Here is a 17,635-nt window from a genome sequence, read left to right as displayed (position 1 = left end):
TTAGACATAGACCGTCAAAATTCGCCAAAACCCCCGAACAAAATATCAAAAAAAGGAACTGCCTCAGCAGTCCCTTTCCCAAAAATTATTTCTTTAAGTTATAGAATGTTTTGATTCCATCATATCTTGCTGCATCTACAAGTTGATCTTCGATACGTAGAAGTTGGTTGTATTTCGCAACACGGTCTGTACGTGATGGAGCACCAGTTTTGATTTGGCCAGCGTTAGTTGCTACAGCGATGTCAGCAATTGTCGTATCTTCTGTTTCACCAGAACGATGAGAAATTACTGCAGTGTAACCAGCGCGTTTCGCCATTTCGATTGCTTCAAATGTTTCAGTTAATGTACCAATTTGGTTCACTTTGATTAAGATTGAGTTACCAATTCCTTTTTCGATACCTTCAGCAAGCTTCTTCGTGTTTGTAACGAATAAATCATCACCAACAAGTTGAACTTTACCGCCAAGACGCTCAGTTAATAATTTATGACCTTCCCAGTCATTTTCATCTAAACCATCTTCGATTGAAATGATTGGGTATTTAGAAGACATTTCTTCATACCAGTCAACCATTTCAGCAGATGTTTTGACAACACCTTCACCTGAAAGATGGTATTTACCGTCTTCTTTGTTGTAGAACTCAGAAGAAGCAGCATCCATAGCAAGCATAACTTGCTCACCTGGTTTGTAACCAGCTTTTTCGATTGCTTCGATGATTGTTTGAAGAGCTTCTTCGTTTGAACCTAAGTTTGGAGCGAATCCACCTTCATCACCTACAGCAGTGTTAAGACCTTTACCATGAAGAACTGATTTTAAGCTATGGAAGATTTCTGCTCCCATGCGTAGAGCTTCACGGAAGTTTTCAGCACCTACAGGCATAACCATGAATTCTTGAATGTCAACATTGTTATCAGCGTGCTCACCACCGTTAACGATGTTCATCATTGGTACTGGTAATGTTTTCGCGCTGAATCCACCAAGGTATTGGTATAAAGGTACTTGTAAGAAATCTGCAGCAGCACGAGCAGCAGCCATAGAAACACCAAGGATTGCGTTCGCACCTAATTTACCTTTGTTTTCTGTACCATCAAGCTCGATTAATGCTTGGTCAATTGCAACTTGTTCAGTTACTTCGAAACCAAGTAATTCTGGAGCGATTAATTCATTTACGTTTTTAACAGCTGTTAAAACACCTTTTCCTAAATAACGCTCTTTGTCACCATCACGAAGCTCAACTGCTTCGTATTCACCTGTTGAAGCACCACTTGGTACCATTGCGCGTCCAAACGCACCTGATTCTGTGTGTACTTCTACTTCAATTGTTGGATTTCCGCGTGAGTCTAATACTTCGCGTGCATATACGTCTACAATGTATGGCATTTAATTTCTCTCCTTTATTTTTGGATTAATGTTTTTCCTGTCATTTCTTTAGGTAATTCGACATTTAATAGATCAAGCATTGTTGGTGCTAAATCGCCAAGAATTCCACCTTCACGAAGTGTAACACCCTCTTCAGTCACAATGACTGGAACTGGATTTGTCGTATGAGCTGTCATTGGCTCACCTTCTAATGTTACAACTTCATCAGAGTTACCATGGTCAGCTGTAATGATTGCTTTTCCACCTTTAGCGATGATTGCATCAACTATTTTTCCAAGACACTCATCAACTGTTTCAATTGCTTTAATTGTTGGCTCTAGCATTCCAGAATGTCCTACCATATCTGGATTTGCAAAGTTTAAAAGGATTGCATCAAATTTATCAGCTTCAATTTCGGCAAGTAACGCGTCCGTTACTTCATATGCACTCATTTCTGGCTGAAGATCATAAGTTGCAACCTTTGGTGAAGCAATTAAAATACGCTCTTCACCTGGAAACTTCTCTTCACGACCACCACTCATAAAGAAGGTTACGTGTGGATATTTTTCAGTTTCTGCAATACGAAGTTGTGTTAAATTATTTTGTGCTAACACTTCTCCAATTGTATTATCTAAGTTTGTTGGTTTAAAAGCAACATATCCATCAACTGTTTCACTAAAATGTGTTAAACAAACAAAGTGTAAGTTCTTAGGATGTTTTTCTCCACGATCAAATGAACGGAAATCTTCATTTGTAAACGTGTTTGAAATTTGTATTGCACGGTCTGGACGGAAATTATAGAAAATTACCGCATCGTTATCACTTAGAGTTGCAACAGGTGAACCGTCTTCCTTCGTCATAACAGATGGAAGTACAAATTCATCGAAGATACCATTGTTATAAGAATCATCAATACATTCCATTGGAGTACTGTAAGTAGGACCTTCCCCGTACACCATTGAACGGTATGATTTTTCTACACGGTCCCAACGCTTATCGCGGTCCATTGAGTAGTAACGTCCTGATAAAGTCGCAATTTCCCCGACACCGTATTCTGTGATTTTTTCTAGTAAATCATTCAAGTATGTTTTAGCAGTTTTTGGTCCTACATCACGACCATCAAGGAAGCCATGGATGTACACATTTTTCACGCCTTCTTTAGCTGCAAGCTGCAAAAGAGCATATAAATGCTGGATATGACTATGAACGCCACCATCTGATAATAGACCAAATAAGTGTAGGTTTGTACCGTTTTGTTTTACATGATCAATAGCAGCTGTGAAAGTTTCATTTTTTTCAAATTCTCCTTCACGAATTGCTACGTTTACACGTGTTAAGCTTTGATACACAACACGACCTGCACCAATATTTAAGTGCCCTACTTCAGAATTCCCCATTTGTCCTTCAGGAAGACCTACCGCTTCACCAGAAGCCGTTAATTGCGAATGTGGATACTGATTCCAGAAACGGTCAAAGTTTGGCTTCTTAGCATGAGCAACTGCATTTCCTTTCGATTCTTCACGGCAAGCAAAGCCGTCAAGAATAATTAGTGCAACTGGTGCTTTACTCATTGCTACTTGCCTCCAAAAGCTGAAGGAAGGATTGTGCTTCTAAACTTGCTCCACCGACTAGTGCACCATCGATATCAGGCTGCGCCATATATTCTTTAATATTTTCAGGCTTTACACTACCACCGTATTGAATACGTACAGCTTGTGCAGCAGCTTGTGAAAATTGCTCACCAACAACTTGGCGGATATGTGCACATACTTCATTTGCATCTTGAGAAGATGAAGATTTGCCAGTTCCAATAGCCCAAATTGGTTCATACGCAATAACAGTTTGAGTTACTTGCTCTTCAGTTAAACCTTGTAAAGCTAGTTTCACTTGTTCACCTACAAGATCATTTGTCTTACCAGATTCACGTTCTTCTAACGTTTCACCACAGCAAACAATTGGAGTTAAACCATGTTTGAAAGCAGCTAGTGTTTTCTTGTTAACTGTTTCATCTGTTTCAGCAAACATTTCTCTACGCTCTGAATGTCCTAAAACAACATAGCTAACACCTAAATCTTTAAGTGCTACTGGACTAATTTCGCCAGTGAATGCGCCATTTCCTTCAAAGTGCATGTTTTGCGCACCTACTTTTAGGTCACTACCTTCAGTTAAACCTACAAGGCTTTCTAAAAATAGTGCTGGAGCACATACTACTGAGTCAACATTAGCTGCAGTAGGTACTAAACCTTTTACTTCTTCAACAAAGCTTCTTGCTTCAGAAGAAACTTTGTTCATTTTCCAGTTACCTGCAATAATTGGTTTTCTCATGATTACACCGTCCCTTTTCAAGTTTCCTAAGACTAATAACGCCACGATAAAAAATGAAGGTAAATGCTTGCGTAAAAATAATAGTCAAGATGTCGCGACTAATCTTGGTTTCTTATTTTACAAACATAAAACTTGAGACACGACTTTTTAATTAGTTTCGTGTCTAGCTCCAGCTCCCAGCGACTAGTGAACTTCACACTACTCCTTACGATAAGTCAACATCGAATCGCTTACGCTCTTCGTGTTTCCTTTATCTCATACGTAGTGCTCCAGTTCATACGTCGCTAAACGGTCGCTTCCGCTTTTCTTATTTATCGTTTAATGCCACAACACCTGGAAGTTCCTTACCTTCCATAAATTCAAGAGAAGCTCCACCGCCTGTAGAAATATGGCTCATTTTATCTGCCAACTCAAACTTTTCTACAGCCGCTGCTGAATCTCCTCCTCCGATTACGGAATATGTATCATTTGCTTCAGCAAGTGCTTCGGCAACAGCCTTCGTACCACCTGCAAATGCATCTAATTCAAACACACCCATTGGTCCATTCCAAATAACTAATTTAGATTTTTTAATAACATCCGCATAGATTTCGCGTGTTTTTGGACCTGCATCAAGACCTTCCCAATCACTAGGAATGCTGTCGATTGGTACAATTTGAGTATTTGCGTCATTTGAGAAATCATCTGCAACAACGACATCAACAGGCACGTAGAAATTAACGCCTTTTTCTTTTGCTTGGTCTAGGAATGATTTTGCTAAATCTATTTTATCTTCTTCTAAAAGTGATTTCCCTACATCATGGCCTAATGCTTTGATGAATGTATAAGCTAATCCACCACCGACGATTAAGTTATCAACTTTATCAAGTAAGTGTTGAATAACACCAATTTTATCCTTAACTTTCGCACCACCGATAATCGCTGTAAATGGGCGTTCAGGATTTGATAAGGCTTTACCTAATACTTCAAGCTCTTTTTCCATTAAGAAGCCTGCAACAGCTGGAATATGTTTTGCAATTCCTTCAGTTGAAGCATGTGCACGGTGAGCAGCCCCAAATGCGTCATTAACATAAATATCTGCTAAGTCAGCAAATGCTTTTGCTAGTTCTGGATCATTCTTTTCTTCACCAGGGTAGAAGCGAACGTTTTCTAATAATAGAACGCCACCTTCTTCTAGCTTCGCAATTTCAGCTTTAACAGTTTCACCGTAAGCTTCATCTGTTTTCACAACATTCTTACCTGAAAGTGCCTGTAGCTTTTCTGCCACTGCATTTAAACGTAGCTCTTCAACTACTTGTCCCTTTGGACGTCCTAAATGACTTGCTAATACGACCTTTGCACCTTGCTCAGTAAGGTACTGAATCGTAGGTAAAGCTGCACGAATACGTGTATCATCTGTAACTTGTCCATCCTTCATCGGAACGTTAAAATCAACGCGACAAAAGACGACTTTTCCTTTTACATCAATGTCTTTAACTGACTTTTTGTTCATGAAAAGCCCTCCTATTCTGAAATGCGGAAGCGCCTTGGTCAGCCCCGACAAGCACAAGACGACCCTCACAGAAAGGTGTTCTTTACCTTTCAGTGAGGATTGGCTTGTGACCTCGAGGCAGTTACGAACGCGACGTCCTGTCGCTGTAACTGCACTTGCACGTCCTGTGCTTCGGGGCTAGGCGCTGCAGCTAGACACAAAAACTTAGTAATAAGCCAAAGTGTCTTAAAAACTTATGCCTTAAAAACAAAACAAGGAAAGGGGATGATCCCCTTTCCCCATTTTTTCATACATTTAAGTCTTATTCAATTAATTCTCTATCTGAGAATTCTTTAAGAATTAAAGACCTTTAGACGCAAGGTATTCAGCAAGATCTACTACACGGTTAGAGTAGCCACTTTCGTTATCATACCAAGAAATAACTTTAACCATGCTACCTTCCATAACCATTGTAGATAAAGCATCGATTGTAGAAGAATTAATGTTACCGTTGTAATCACCAGATACTAATGGCTCTTCACTGTATCCAAGGATACCTTTTAATTCGCCTTCAGCAGCTGCTTGTAATGCTGCGTTTACTTCATCAACAGTTACTTCTTTATCTAATTCAGCAACTAAGTCAACTAAAGAAACGTTAGGAGTTGGAACACGCATTGCTCCACCGTTTAATTTACCTTTTAATTCAGGTAATACTAGAGAAACAGCTTTAGCAGCACCAGTTGTAGTTGGGATGATGTTTTCAGCTGCCGCACGAGCACGACGGTAGTCTTTATGTGGTAAATCTAAGATTTGTTGATCATTTGTGTATGAGTGAACAGTTGTCATCATACCACGTTTGATACCGAATTTATCATTTAATACTTTAGCAAATGGAGCTAAACAGTTAGTAGTACAAGAAGCGTTAGAAATTACATCGTGGCTAGCTGCATCGTATTTATCTTCGTTTACACCCATAACGATTGTAATATCTTCGTCACTTGCTGGAGCAGAGATGATAACTTTTTTAGCGCCTGCTTCTAAGTGTTTCGCAGCGTCTGCACGCTTAGTGAAGAAACCAGTAGATTCAACTACGATATCAACGCCTTGCTCGCCCCAAGTTAATTTAGCTGGGTCACGCTCAGCAGATACTTGAATTGTTTTTCCTTCTACTACTAGGTTGTTACCGTCAACAGAAACTTCTGCATCTAATTTTCCGTGAACTGTATCATATTTTAAAAGATGAGCTAACATGTTAGCATCTGTTAAATCGTTAACTGCTACAACGTCAACGTTAGGATTTTTTAATGCTGCACGGAATACATTACGACCAATACGACCAAAACCATTAATACCGATTTTTACTGCCATGATTAATTTCCTCCTTTAATTGTGTTCAATAGGTGATACACCCTTGAACGCTACATTACTAAGGTTGTTCAATTCTCAAAAAGTATTAAGAAATGAACATATATAATCAGGGATAATTAATCCCTTATTAACTCATTTGCAGCACCTTCATCTGTTATTAAAACAGAGTCTAATGCTTGTTTCATATAGGCATTAATTGCCTTTGCCTTTGATGCTCCACCTGCTACCGCAATAACATTTGGCACCTCATCAATGTCCTCTAGCTGAATTCCTACTGTTTGAACCTTATGTACGATATTACCCTCATGGTCAAAATAATAACCAAACGATTCTGCTACAGCATTTCCTTTTTCGATTTTAAGGAAATCCTTTTCCGGAGTTCTCCGGCGCTCTGCCATCGTTTTAGCGTCTCCAATTCCATGAATAACCATACTTGAGGATTTCACCATATCTAAGAGTTCTTTAATAGAAGGCTCTTCAATGATTGATTGATAAGCATCCTTACTAAGCTGATCAGGAACGTGTAAAAGTCGGTAATTTCCACTAGCACGCTCTGCCATCTTTGCACAAATTGTGTTCGCTTGATTTTCAACTGTTTCTCCAAGTCCTCCACGTGCAGGAACAAATAGGATTTCGCGATTTTTGCTGTCTGGAGTCATCATTTCCGCAACAGCAGCAAGGGTAGTACCTCCAGTAACAGCGACGATATTTTTTGCATCTAATCGCTTTTTTATGCATGATACACATGCTCTTCCCATTTCTTTTTTCACCCATGGAGATTGATCACTGTCACCAGAAACGACGATCACTTTGTTAAGATTAAATTTCTCCTTTAATGTATTTTCCAAAAGAGTCAATCCTAATACGTCTTTCATCATTTCTTCGAGAACAGTCAATAGAGATGTTCCGTCTTTCGTTAAGTTCATACCCGAAGTGTGAATTTCAATTAAGTTCTGATCTTTCAGAAATTGAACTTCACTCCTTAGGACTCTTTCACTTAATCCTAGACTAATTGAGAGACTTCTTCGTCCAATCGGCTGCATTAACCGAATGTATTGCAGAATTTGATAGCGTTTTTGCATAACCTGTAATAGGTCAGGCAATAATTTCTTTTGTACTTCTATTAATGATTTCATCTTTGCTATCCCTTTCTGAGTCGATCTGGACTTTTAATGTCCCGCTATGACTTATTATGTCCCACCTACTCAAAAAAAAATCTCCCCTGCTACATCTTTATTTTAACAGGGTAAATTTGCATATTCAAGGAATGTTTTACGACTTTTTAAAGTAACCGCTTTCTTATGTTATCTTTTTCCAATATTCCATAAGAAGCGATTTCATCATCGATTTTTACGACGGGGATCATAATTTGATATAGTTCCAAAAGTTCATCATCCTGATAAATATCCACAATATGATATTCAAAAGGAATTTCTTTTTGAATGTCTTTTAAAATCGCTAAGCCCTTATCACATAAAGAGCAATTTTCCTTTGAGTAGAAGATAACCTTTTTCATGATTCACTAACCCTTCCATTCTGTTGACTACTATATTTATTAATACTGCTTTCTTATCGCTGATGATGAAATGTTTAATTGTTCGCGATATTTTGTAACAGTTCTTCTTGAAATATTTATACCATAACGAGATTTTAACTCATTTGCAATTTTTTGATCTGATAAAGGTTTCTTTTTATCTTCAGAATTAACCATTTCCATCAGTTTCATTTTTACAGATGCAGATGAAACCTCACCACTTTCTTCATCAAGCTTATTTGAGAAAAATGATTTCATACTTACTAAGCCATGAGGTGTTTGGATGAATTTATCCTTTACCGTCCTGCTAACCGTCGATTCATGAATGTCCAAGGCATCTGCGATATCCTTTAATGTTAGTGGCTTCAGAAGGCTTTTTCCATATAAAAAATATTCGTGTTGTTTTTGAATGATCACCTTCATTACATTTAACATTGTCTCTTTACGCTGTTCAATCGCTCTTTGCAGCCATCTTCCCTGTGTTAGCTTTTTAGAATAAAAATCCTTTGTCGCTGAATCCATCGTACTCAGAATAGCTGGTTCTAAGGTCTGATTAAATAATAGTTGCGGAATAAGCTCGTCATTATAAATTACCTGTAACTCATTATTTGTCTTTCTAACGATCATGTCAGGAGTTACATATGTTGATTCATCACTTTCAAATTTTAGCCCCGGTCTCGGTTCAAGTTTTTTTATTTCGTGCTGTATTTCCTGGATTTCAATTATTGAGACATTTAATTTTTTAGCTAAGTCCTTCCAAGACTTTTCAGCAAAGCTCCGGAAATGGTCTAAGATGATCGTTTCCGCGAGTTCATTTCTAATCGGCAATCGCCTTAACTGTAATAAAATACACTCTTGCAGAGAACGTGCACCAACACCTGCAGGCTCTAAGCTTTGGAGCATATATAACTTGCTTTCAAGCAATTCTTCGCTAACGTTAACGATACGAGCAAGGTCTACTAAGTTGTCCTTTAAATATCCATTTGCGTCAAGAGCATTGATTAATAAATCAAGACATGCTCTATCGTTAGTGGTCATCGAAAAATCAATTAGCTGATTCCGCAAATGCTCTCTAAGGCTAGGCTTTTCTTCGAAGGAATTCTCAATAAATGATTGCTTATCTGATTTTGAGCTGGACTTACGATATGGAGAACTGTAGGTTTCTCTTACTTCAATGAGGGGATTTTCCATTGTGAGTTCCTGGATATAAGAAAGGAGATCAACTGAGGAATATTGTAATAAAGTAATCGCTTGCTGTAATTCTTGAGTCATTTTCAATTTTAACGTTTGTTCTTGCATTAACCCAATTTTCATGTTAGCTTCCCCCTATTTTACATACTACTCAAAGTTTAAGAAAAGAGGTACAGTATAGCCACAAAGGAAACGCTTACATTTAGTGACGTATTCTCCTTTTCAACAAAACTATCCTCAAACTTCTTAATTATAATCCTACTACATGATTATGTTTCTGTCACAAAAAAATGCTGGAATTAGGTTTTTTGTATTAATCGCTAGAGAATGGCTAAATCCTGTCTTTAGGCCAATAGCCATCAATACAATAAATAACGAAAAAAGCTGACCATTTATTGATCAGCCTTTCGATTGGTCGTAATTCAATTTACCACTTAAATTATTATTCATCTTCCTCATCCACATTTTTACTTTTTTTGTCCTTTGTGGAAGTCGTGTGCTTATACTGCTTAAGAAACTCATTAATGATCTCTTCAACCAATGTAATTTCAACCTGGATGATATCAAAGTATTCTGGTTTATAGATTCCTTTTTGAAGTAACTGGAACAAACCCTTTATTGATGTCATCGGGTTTCTTATTTCTTGGGCAACTTCAGCTGCTATTTCTCCGGCAATTGTTAACTTTTCAGATTTCCGTAAAAGCTCTTCTGCTTTTTGCATCTCAGTAATATTTCTTGCCACCCCAATGACATGCTGAACATTTCCATTTTCGTCCAAAATCGGTGTTAATACTGATTCAAATATACAAATGCCACCATCAAGCTTTTTGAATTTAATTTCTTTCTGACTTGCTTGCTTTGTTTTTACCATTTCCATAAAAGAAAACTTATGCATGTTCTGATCAGCTTCAGGGAAAAGACTATATATTTTCCTACCTTCAAAATGACTTGGAGGATAACCGAGTACATTTTCATGAGAAGGAGAAGCGTATACCATTGTCCCGTTTACATCATAAATTGAGACGAGATCTTTCATATTTTCAGCCATTAGGCGATACATTTCTTGGCTTTTACGTAATGCTTTTTCGGTTTCTTTTAATTGCGTAATGTTTATACATGAGCCAATAATCTCTACAATTTCTCCGCCTCTTTTAATCGGACTTAAAGCAGCAAGATAATAGATACCGTTAAGCTCACCTTCGTACGTTACATTTTCCTCGCCATCCCATGCTCTTTGATAATATTTTGTTTTCTCTTTTGCTTTTTCAACTGGTATAAAATCAATTAGCTCTTTTCCTATTGTTTGTTCAGGAACTAGGCCAAGTTGATAAGCTAGTTCTCCGTCGAATAAGGTATGAATAAATCGTCCATTCACTTTTTTGAACTTCATGGTCATTCCTTGCTGTAACCGCACAGTTTCCTGAAGTTCTTTGCGTGCATTTTGAATTAATTTCTCAGCCCATAAACGATCATTTAAATCTTGAGAAATTCCACATGAGATTACTATTTTTTCAATGTCCTTAAACTTGCTTTCAAATTCTTCCGCAAGAACGGGTTTACTAAAATAATATCCCTGACCTTCATTACAAACATATTGTTGAAGAAACACTAAATGCTCCTTCGTTTCAATCCCCTCAGCTACAACGTTTAAATTTAAGTTGTGAGCCATCGAAATAATTGTTTTTACAATTGTTTCGTCACTAGGATTATTATGGAGTTCACGAACAAAGGATTGATCGATCTTTAATGTATCAACAGGGAAACGTTTTAAATAATTCAATGAGCTAAAGCCTGTCCCGAAATCATCAATACTAATTCGTACGCCTAAACGTTTTAATTCCTTTAAAGTAGTAATTGTCCTTTCAATATCTGTTGTCATACTTTCGGTAATTTCAATCTCCAAGTACTGCGGATCAAGCCCAGTCTCATTTAATATTTTTGCAACTGTTTGAACAAGGTTTGCCTGAGAAAATTGCCGTGCTGATAAATTTACAGACATAACTAAGTTTGGAAATCCTTTTTTATGCCAAGTCTTGTTTTGAACACAGGCTGTATACAAGACCCATTCTCCAATCGGAATAATTTGTCCTGTTTCTTCTGCAATTGGGATAAAATTTTCAGGAGAAACAATTCCCCATTCAGGATGATTCCAGCGAATTAATGCCTCTGCACCAGAGATTTTACCTGTTTTAAGATCTATTTTTGGTTGATAGTGCAAGACAAGCTCATGACGTTGGATTGCTTTGTGCAATGCCATCTCCATTTCTAAAGAATTATATGTTCCTTCTTCCTCATTTGAAGAATAAAATCTATACGTTTTCTTTCCAGCTGACTTTGCTTGATACATCGCAAAATCCGCATGTTTAATTAAGATCTCTCCCGTTTCCCCGTCATCAGGATATAAGCTAATCCCAATACTCGGAGAAGTAAAAATATCATATTCGTTAATTTTGAAAGGTTTAGCTAGCATTTCGATTATTCGTTCTGCTATCTTTGCGGCTTGATCACGATCCACATTTTCCAAAATCACAATAAACTCATCGCCGCCCTGTCGGAATACCATATCGTTTTCATTTACAGAGCGCTTTAAGCTTTGAGCTACTTCTTTTAACAATAGATCGCCTATCGTATGGCCTAATGTATCGTTTATAACTTTAAAACGGTCTAAGTCAATAAACAGGACTGCTTTTCTCGTTGAAAGTTCTAATCCAGTCGACAAACACTTCTCAAGCATACTTCTGTTTGGCAACCCCGTCAGATGATCATGGTATGCCATATGCTGTACCAAAGCTTGTGCTTTCTTTTGCTCTGTAATGTCCTTTGCAATTCCATAAATGCCCACAATTTTCTTTTCAATAACAATCGGTATATTTGTTACATTAACATAAACTAGTTTCCCCGATTTATGAACAACGTTTACATAAAGTGTATCGGTACTCCCTTTCGTTGCATTATCAAAAGCAGTCATTGCTTTTGATATATCATCCGGATGGATAATCTCCTCAAATGACATAGTTAATAACTCAGCTGAACTGTAACCTGTCAGGTGTTCACTGGCTTTATTAACATTAGTAAAATTTCCTGTTAAATCAAATGAGTAGACAGCATCCTTGTTATATTCAAAGAGAGACTGATAACGTTGTTCGTTGATCGTTAATTGTTCGATGAGCACCTTCTGTTCGGTAAGATCTTTCCCCATTGCTAAAAGCGCTGGCTTACCATTATACATAACTTTTGCTCCAGAACCCTCTACAATAATAGATTTTTTATCAAGTGTAAAAAGCTTATATTCCTGAAAATGTTGTTCCTTGCCTTTAAATAGATTATCCACTGAATTTTTAAAGTGTTCGATACTATCAGGATGAACAATTTTCTTAATTGATTTTCCAATTAATTGCTTCTCATGAGAAGCACCATATAATTTAATCGCTTCAGGATTTGCGTAAACAATTATGTCATCTTGAATTACAAGCAGTGCTATGGGAGATTTCTCAATAAGATTACGATAACGTTCTTCACTCTCAATCAGTTCCTTCTCCACCTGTTCAGTACGTTCTAACTTCTGTGACTGGCTGGTGAATTTTCTATCTATTACAGAAATCAAAATAAAAAAGAAAAGAATAACTACACTACCTATTCCTATTCCAACGGTTAAGTAAATATTATGGTTGATGGTTACATGCTCAGAAGCAGCAAGATGACTTGTCATTCCTACCATTGATAAAAAGTGCAAACACATTAAACTAATTCCCATAAGAATTCCGCTAATCATCTTCATACGAAAAATGCCTAATGAAGGAGATAACATATTCCGCATAAACATTTTTAGAATATAAAAGGTCGGTAATAAGGCGAATAGTGTCGCTACTAAAACTGAGAAAAAATTGTATTCAATTTGACCATGAAATGACTCCATTCCGCTAAAATGAAGTACGAGAAAGCTTATCCCCCAAATAAGACTTGCTAAGTTGCCATGAGCCCTACTTTTTTGAGCTTTTGCACTGATGATTAATGTCAAATACATAAGACTTATTGCAACTATTAAAGAAATAGACACATGAGATAAGTCAAATGAATGAAAGGGTATAAAAGCAAGCATTCCTAAAAAATGCGCCGTCCAAATCCCAATACCAATAGTAAAAGAACCATACCATATCCAAATTGTTTTCTTTCGCCCCTTTTGGTTTGAAAGGCGGTAAAGTATATCAAAACCAGTATAAGAAGATAAGATAGCAATAATAAATGAAACAACAAAAAGTAATGGATGATAGTTAGCAAAAAATGAATTAATCACTTAGTTCACCTCAAGTAAAGTAAAAAGAAATTCTCCTTAGGTCCGTAGCTTTGCGTCACCAACTTTCGCTGGGTTTGCCATTATCGAAGATTATATTACTTTTATCGTCATTTAATCCTGACTTTAGATGGTAAATTTCACAAAAAAATTTTTATATTCCTGAAAGTTAAAATTCAGGCACTTAAGTGGTTAAACTGAAACATGTGTACTAAAAAATCGTAGGGATCCTATCAAAGGATCCCACCGTTAGGTTTGACGTTCTAAAGTGCAATAAAGCTTAAATATAACTCATACATACTTGATAAGCTTTTTGTTAATTATATTCACCTTCATTGTACTTGGTTATTAAATAGGTAGTAACAAATACACGGCAATCTGGAGATAGCGAGCTGTTTAAAGGATGAATAATATCCCCAAAAGGTTCACCATTCAAGAATTTTATAACACCTTTAAATTCAGAACCCAATATCGCATCATAGCCTTTCACTTCTACAAAACACTTATTATCATCAATTCTCTTATAATCAACTGTTGTGACTGAATGAGGTTGTTCTTTATGCATTTTTATTCCTCCTCTATTGTTAAAAGGATAAAGAAAAGGTTTCTAAATTTAGATAAACTAAAATAATAAACAAGAAACTTGTCCATAAAAAATAACAAGGACCTGAGATTCACTCAAACCCTTGCTATCCTAAACATCTATGACGCGCTCGGAGGGATTCGAACCCCCGGCAGACGTGGTACCGGAAACCACCGCTCTATCCGACTGAGCTACGAGCGCAAAATATTCATACATCAGTAACGAAAATTATACGTGAACTTTACAATAATTTCAACTGTCTTTTTATAGCAAACACTATATTCTATTCCTAATCCAATTTCGATTATTTATACCGTTTGAAATGCAATAAATGTGGGAAACATGATAAACATGTTATGATTAACAAATACATAGTATAGTATAAATAAGGTCAATAAGGATCTTTGACCTTTTCGTTTGACCTTTATTGACCTTAGTTGTATGATGGAAATACATAAAGTATTACAACTGCTAGATGCATGTTTAGTATTATGTTCTAAAGGATTACATACTGGTATAAGTTTATCCTTTAGTGCAATCTTTCTTATTACGAAGGAGGAATAGAATAATGAATTTAATCCCTACAGTTATTGAACAAACAAATCGTGGTGAGCGTGCTTACGACATTTACTCTCGTCTATTGAAAGACCGCATTATTATGCTTGGAAGTGGAATTGACGATAACGTAGCAAACTCAATCGTATCTCAGCTATTATTTTTAGAAGCAGAGGATCCAGAAAAGGATATTTCCATTTATATTAACTCACCTGGTGGATCAATCACTGCTGGTATGGCAATTTATGACACGATGCAATTTATTAAACCACAAGTTTCAACAATTTGTATCGGTATGGCCGCTTCAATGGGTGCATTCTTACTTGCAGCTGGTGAAAAGGGTAAACGTTATGCACTTCCTAACAGTGAAGTAATGATTCACCAACCACTTGGCGGAGCACAAGGTCAGGCAACAGAAATTGAAATTGCTGCAAAGCGTATTCTTTTCTTGCGTGACAAATTAAACAAAATTCTTTCAGACCGTACTGGTCAGTCCTTAGATGTCATTGAGCGTGATACAGAGCGTGATAATTTCATGACTGCTAGTCGAGCTCTAGAGTATGGTTTAATTGATAAAGTATTAGACCGTAGCCCAATTGGCGAAAAGTAATATATAGTAAAAAGCTTACCATTGAAGGTAAGCTTTTTTCTTTTCTGTTATTTAAATAGGGTAAAAAATAGCACACCGTCTCTATTTCCTGAGCGGTGTGCTGCCTTTTGTTATCCTTCTTGCTGTACATAGTTAGCTAATGTATCTACTGCTTCTTCTTCGTCATTACCTTCTGCAATTAGTGTTATGATAGATCCTGAACTTATTGCTAAACTCATAAGCCCCATAATGCTTTTAGCATTTACCTTTTTTCCGTCTTTCTCTAAGAAAACATCTGATGCAAACCGGTTTGCTTCTTGAACAAATAGTGCTGCTGGACGAGCTTGTAAACCAGTTTTCAGGTGAACTTCAACTTTTTTTTCAACCATAGTTATCTCCTCTTCTCTTTTAATTAATTTATTATTTTAATGATAGCGGTTGGCCAGTTCGTAGTTGTTCTGCAATTTGGTCTAATTTTCGTAAGCGATGGTTTATACCAGATTTGCTAATTGTTCCGCTTGTTACCATTTCACCCAGTTCTTTTAATGTAACATCCTGATATTCGACTCGTAGCTTTGCTATTTCTCGAAGTTTATCGGGTAATGCATCTAGCCCAATTTTATTATCAATGAATCGAATATTTTCAACCTGTCTTAGTGCAGCACCAATCGTTTTGTTCAAATTGGCTGTTTCACAATTCACTAGACGATTAACAGAATTTCTCATGTCTCGGACAATTCTTACATCCTCAAAACGAAGTAATGCTTGATGGGCACCGATTATATTAAGAAGCTCGGTAATTTTTTCTGCTTCTTTTAAATACGTAATGAAGCCCTTTTTTCGTTCTAACGTCTTGCTGTTTAAATCAAATGTATTCATTAACTCGCAAAGAGAATCATTATGCTCTTTGTAAAGAGAGAAAATTTCGAGATGATAAGAGGAAGTTTCAGGATTGTTAACAGAGCCTCCTGCAAGAAATGCTCCACGAATATAAGAGCGTTTGCAACATTTCTTTTTCACCAGTGAGCTTGATATATTCCTTACAAAGGTAAAATCTTCCTCTAAAATATTTAAATCCTCTAAGATAGCCTTTGCCTTTTCAGCTAGGCGAACAATATAGACATTGTTCTTTTTCAATCGCATTTTTTTACGTACTAGTAATTCCACTGTGATATCATATTGTTTTTTTAATAATATATAGATACGCCTTGCAATAGCTGCATTTTCTGTTTGAATATCAACCATAATCACTCGGTTTGAAAATGAAAGGGATCCATTCATTCTAATAAGTGCAGATAGCTCTGCTTTTAGGCAGCAAGGCTTTAGTTCTAAGTTTGTTAGTTCCTTTTTTGTTTCAGATGCAAATGACAACCACTGCACCCCCATTCTAAGACATGCACTTATGTCATTTCTTGCTGAAGGATTCCATAAAGTAGCTTTGCCACTTTATTTGTATCATGTCTAATAACACTATTTTCGTAACTTACAATTTTATCTGTGATGACCTCAAGGCCTAATGATTTTAATGCCTCGATATCAAAATGTACTGGCTTTGCAAGCTCCTCTTCATATAACGATTTGATATGATCAGGAATTTCTTCTTCATTAACAAGAATGGTATTCATAAATGTGCATCTCATATGATCATATAATGCTTTAACATGATCACTTGCAGAAAAATTCAATGTTTCTCCTGCTTGTGTCATCACATTACAAATGTAAACCTTTTTTGCTTTTGCTTTACAAACCTCTTCGCCTATTTTTGGAACAAGAAGGTTAGGGAGAATACTTGTGTACAGACTTCCAGGCCCAATTATAATTAAATCCGCTTCTCTAATCACATCAATTGTTTCAGGTAACGGCTCAATATCATCAGGACTAAGAAAGACTCGCTTTATTTTCTTTCCTGAAAAAGGAATTTTGGACTCACCAGAAACAATGGTTCCATCTTCCATTTCAGCGTTTAAAATGACACTGGTATTTGCAGCAGGTAATACTTTTCCACGCACATTTAAAACAGTACTCATTTCCTTTATTGCATGGACAAAGTCACCAGTAATATTTGTCATAGCAGCTAGGATAAGATTTCCTAATGAATGTCCAATTAAATTATTGCCTTTATTGAAACGATGCTGAAAAAGCTCCTCGACAAGAGGCTCAACATCTGACAAAGCTGCTAATACATTGCGAATATCACCAGGAGGAGGAATGTTTAATTCATTTCGGAGCCTGCCTGAGCTCCCGCCATCATCTGCGACTGTGACAATTGCTGTAATGTCTAAGGGGAACTGCTTTAATCCTCGTAATAGGACAGATAAACCAGTACCCCCGCCAATGATGACAACCTTTGGCAAATGTTCATTCACCATTA

14 protein-coding genes, 1 tRNA gene and 1 riboswitch are annotated in these 17,635 nt (G+C 36.8%); of the genes, 1 reads left to right on the top strand and 14 read right to left on the bottom strand.

The features are described from left to right. Positions 1 to 85: 85 nt before the first annotated feature. The 11 genes from eno to WCV66_RS06640 all read right to left on the bottom strand — a co-directional run bounded on the left by eno (position 86) and on the right by WCV66_RS06640 (position 14,321). A complete protein-coding gene (eno, locus tag WCV66_RS06690) occupies positions 86 to 1,378 on the bottom strand; it encodes a phosphopyruvate hydratase (RefSeq protein ID WP_066329179.1) in 1,293 nt (430 codons plus the stop codon). A 14-nt stretch (positions 1,379 to 1,392) separates the two neighbouring features. After that, positions 1,393 to 2,928, bottom strand: a complete 1,536-nt coding sequence (gene gpmI / locus WCV66_RS06685; RefSeq protein WP_338788368.1) for a 2,3-bisphosphoglycerate-independent phosphoglycerate mutase — start codon at positions 2,926 to 2,928, stop codon at positions 1,393 to 1,395. Next, on the bottom strand, positions 2,921 to 3,682 hold the full coding sequence (gene tpiA / locus WCV66_RS06680; RefSeq protein ID WP_338788367.1) for a triose-phosphate isomerase: 762 nt from the start codon (positions 3,680 to 3,682) through the stop codon (positions 2,921 to 2,923). The genes gpmI and tpiA overlap by 8 nt, the downstream gene beginning before the upstream one ends. Before the next feature lie 307 nt (positions 3,683 to 3,989). Then, positions 3,990 to 5,174, bottom strand: coding sequence for a phosphoglycerate kinase (locus WCV66_RS06675; RefSeq protein ID WP_338788366.1), 1,185 nt, complete (start codon positions 5,172 to 5,174; stop codon positions 3,990 to 3,992). A 339-nt stretch (positions 5,175 to 5,513) separates the two neighbouring features. Beyond that, complete coding sequence (gene gap, locus WCV66_RS06670; protein ID WP_066329186.1) at positions 5,514 to 6,521, bottom strand: type I glyceraldehyde-3-phosphate dehydrogenase; 1,008 nt, start codon at positions 6,519 to 6,521, stop codon at positions 5,514 to 5,516. A 116-nt stretch (positions 6,522 to 6,637) separates the two neighbouring features. After that, positions 6,638 to 7,657 (bottom strand): sugar-binding transcriptional regulator, encoded by a 1,020-nt coding sequence (locus WCV66_RS06665; protein WP_338788365.1) that lies wholly within the window; start codon positions 7,655 to 7,657, stop codon positions 6,638 to 6,640. A 146-nt stretch (positions 7,658 to 7,803) separates the two neighbouring features. Beyond that, entirely contained in the window at positions 7,804 to 8,037 is a 234-nt protein-coding gene (locus WCV66_RS06660; protein WP_338788364.1) for a glutaredoxin family protein, read from the bottom strand. Positions 8,038 to 8,076: 39 nt separating this feature from the next. Next, positions 8,077 to 9,369 (bottom strand): RNA polymerase factor sigma-54, encoded by a 1,293-nt coding sequence (rpoN, locus tag WCV66_RS06655; protein WP_338788363.1) that lies wholly within the window; start codon positions 9,367 to 9,369, stop codon positions 8,077 to 8,079. 319 nt (positions 9,370 to 9,688) lie between these two features. Continuing rightward, entirely contained in the window at positions 9,689 to 13,540 is a 3,852-nt protein-coding gene (locus tag WCV66_RS06650; RefSeq protein ID WP_338788362.1) for an EAL domain-containing protein, read from the bottom strand. Position 13,541: 1 nt separating this feature from the next. Further along, a riboswitch (cyclic di-GMP riboswitch) is annotated at positions 13,542 to 13,629 on the bottom strand. A gap of 224 nt (positions 13,630 to 13,853) precedes the next feature. After that, positions 13,854 to 14,102: a hypothetical protein gene (locus tag WCV66_RS06645; RefSeq protein ID WP_066329195.1), complete on the bottom strand. Its 249-nt coding sequence runs from the start codon at positions 14,100 to 14,102 to the stop codon at positions 13,854 to 13,856. Positions 14,103 to 14,245: 143 nt separating this feature from the next. After that, positions 14,246 to 14,321 (bottom strand) — tRNA-Arg (locus tag WCV66_RS06640). A gap of 367 nt (positions 14,322 to 14,688) precedes the next feature. Here WCV66_RS06640 and clpP point away from each other — a divergent pair. Then, complete coding sequence (gene clpP / locus WCV66_RS06635) at positions 14,689 to 15,285, top strand: ATP-dependent Clp endopeptidase proteolytic subunit ClpP (protein ID WP_066329197.1); 597 nt, start codon at positions 14,689 to 14,691, stop codon at positions 15,283 to 15,285. 110 nt (positions 15,286 to 15,395) lie between these two features. Here clpP and WCV66_RS06630 read toward each other — a convergent pair whose 3' ends face one another. Genes WCV66_RS06630 through WCV66_RS06620 form a run of 3 tightly spaced genes read right to left on the bottom strand, consistent with a single transcriptional unit; the run spans position 15,396 to position 17,633 of the window. Continuing rightward, on the bottom strand, positions 15,396 to 15,653 hold the full coding sequence (locus WCV66_RS06630) for an HPr family phosphocarrier protein (RefSeq protein WP_066329198.1): 258 nt from the start codon (positions 15,651 to 15,653) through the stop codon (positions 15,396 to 15,398). A gap of 31 nt (positions 15,654 to 15,684) precedes the next feature. Continuing rightward, on the bottom strand, positions 15,685 to 16,635 hold the full coding sequence (gene whiA / locus WCV66_RS06625; RefSeq protein WP_066329200.1) for a DNA-binding protein WhiA: 951 nt from the start codon (positions 16,633 to 16,635) through the stop codon (positions 15,685 to 15,687). 29 nt (positions 16,636 to 16,664) lie between these two features. Further along, on the bottom strand, positions 16,665 to 17,633 hold the full coding sequence (locus tag WCV66_RS06620) for a gluconeogenesis factor YvcK family protein (protein WP_066329204.1): 969 nt from the start codon (positions 17,631 to 17,633) through the stop codon (positions 16,665 to 16,667). Positions 17,634 to 17,635: the final 2 nt, after the last annotated feature.

This window comes from Metabacillus rhizosphaerae (assembly GCF_037201795.1).
Taxonomy (GTDB): Bacteria; Bacillota; Bacilli; order Bacillales; family Bacillaceae; genus Metabacillus; species Metabacillus rhizosphaerae.
The sequence above is the reverse complement of the archived record's forward strand: the minus strand, read 5'-3'. Positions and strand labels throughout refer to the sequence as shown.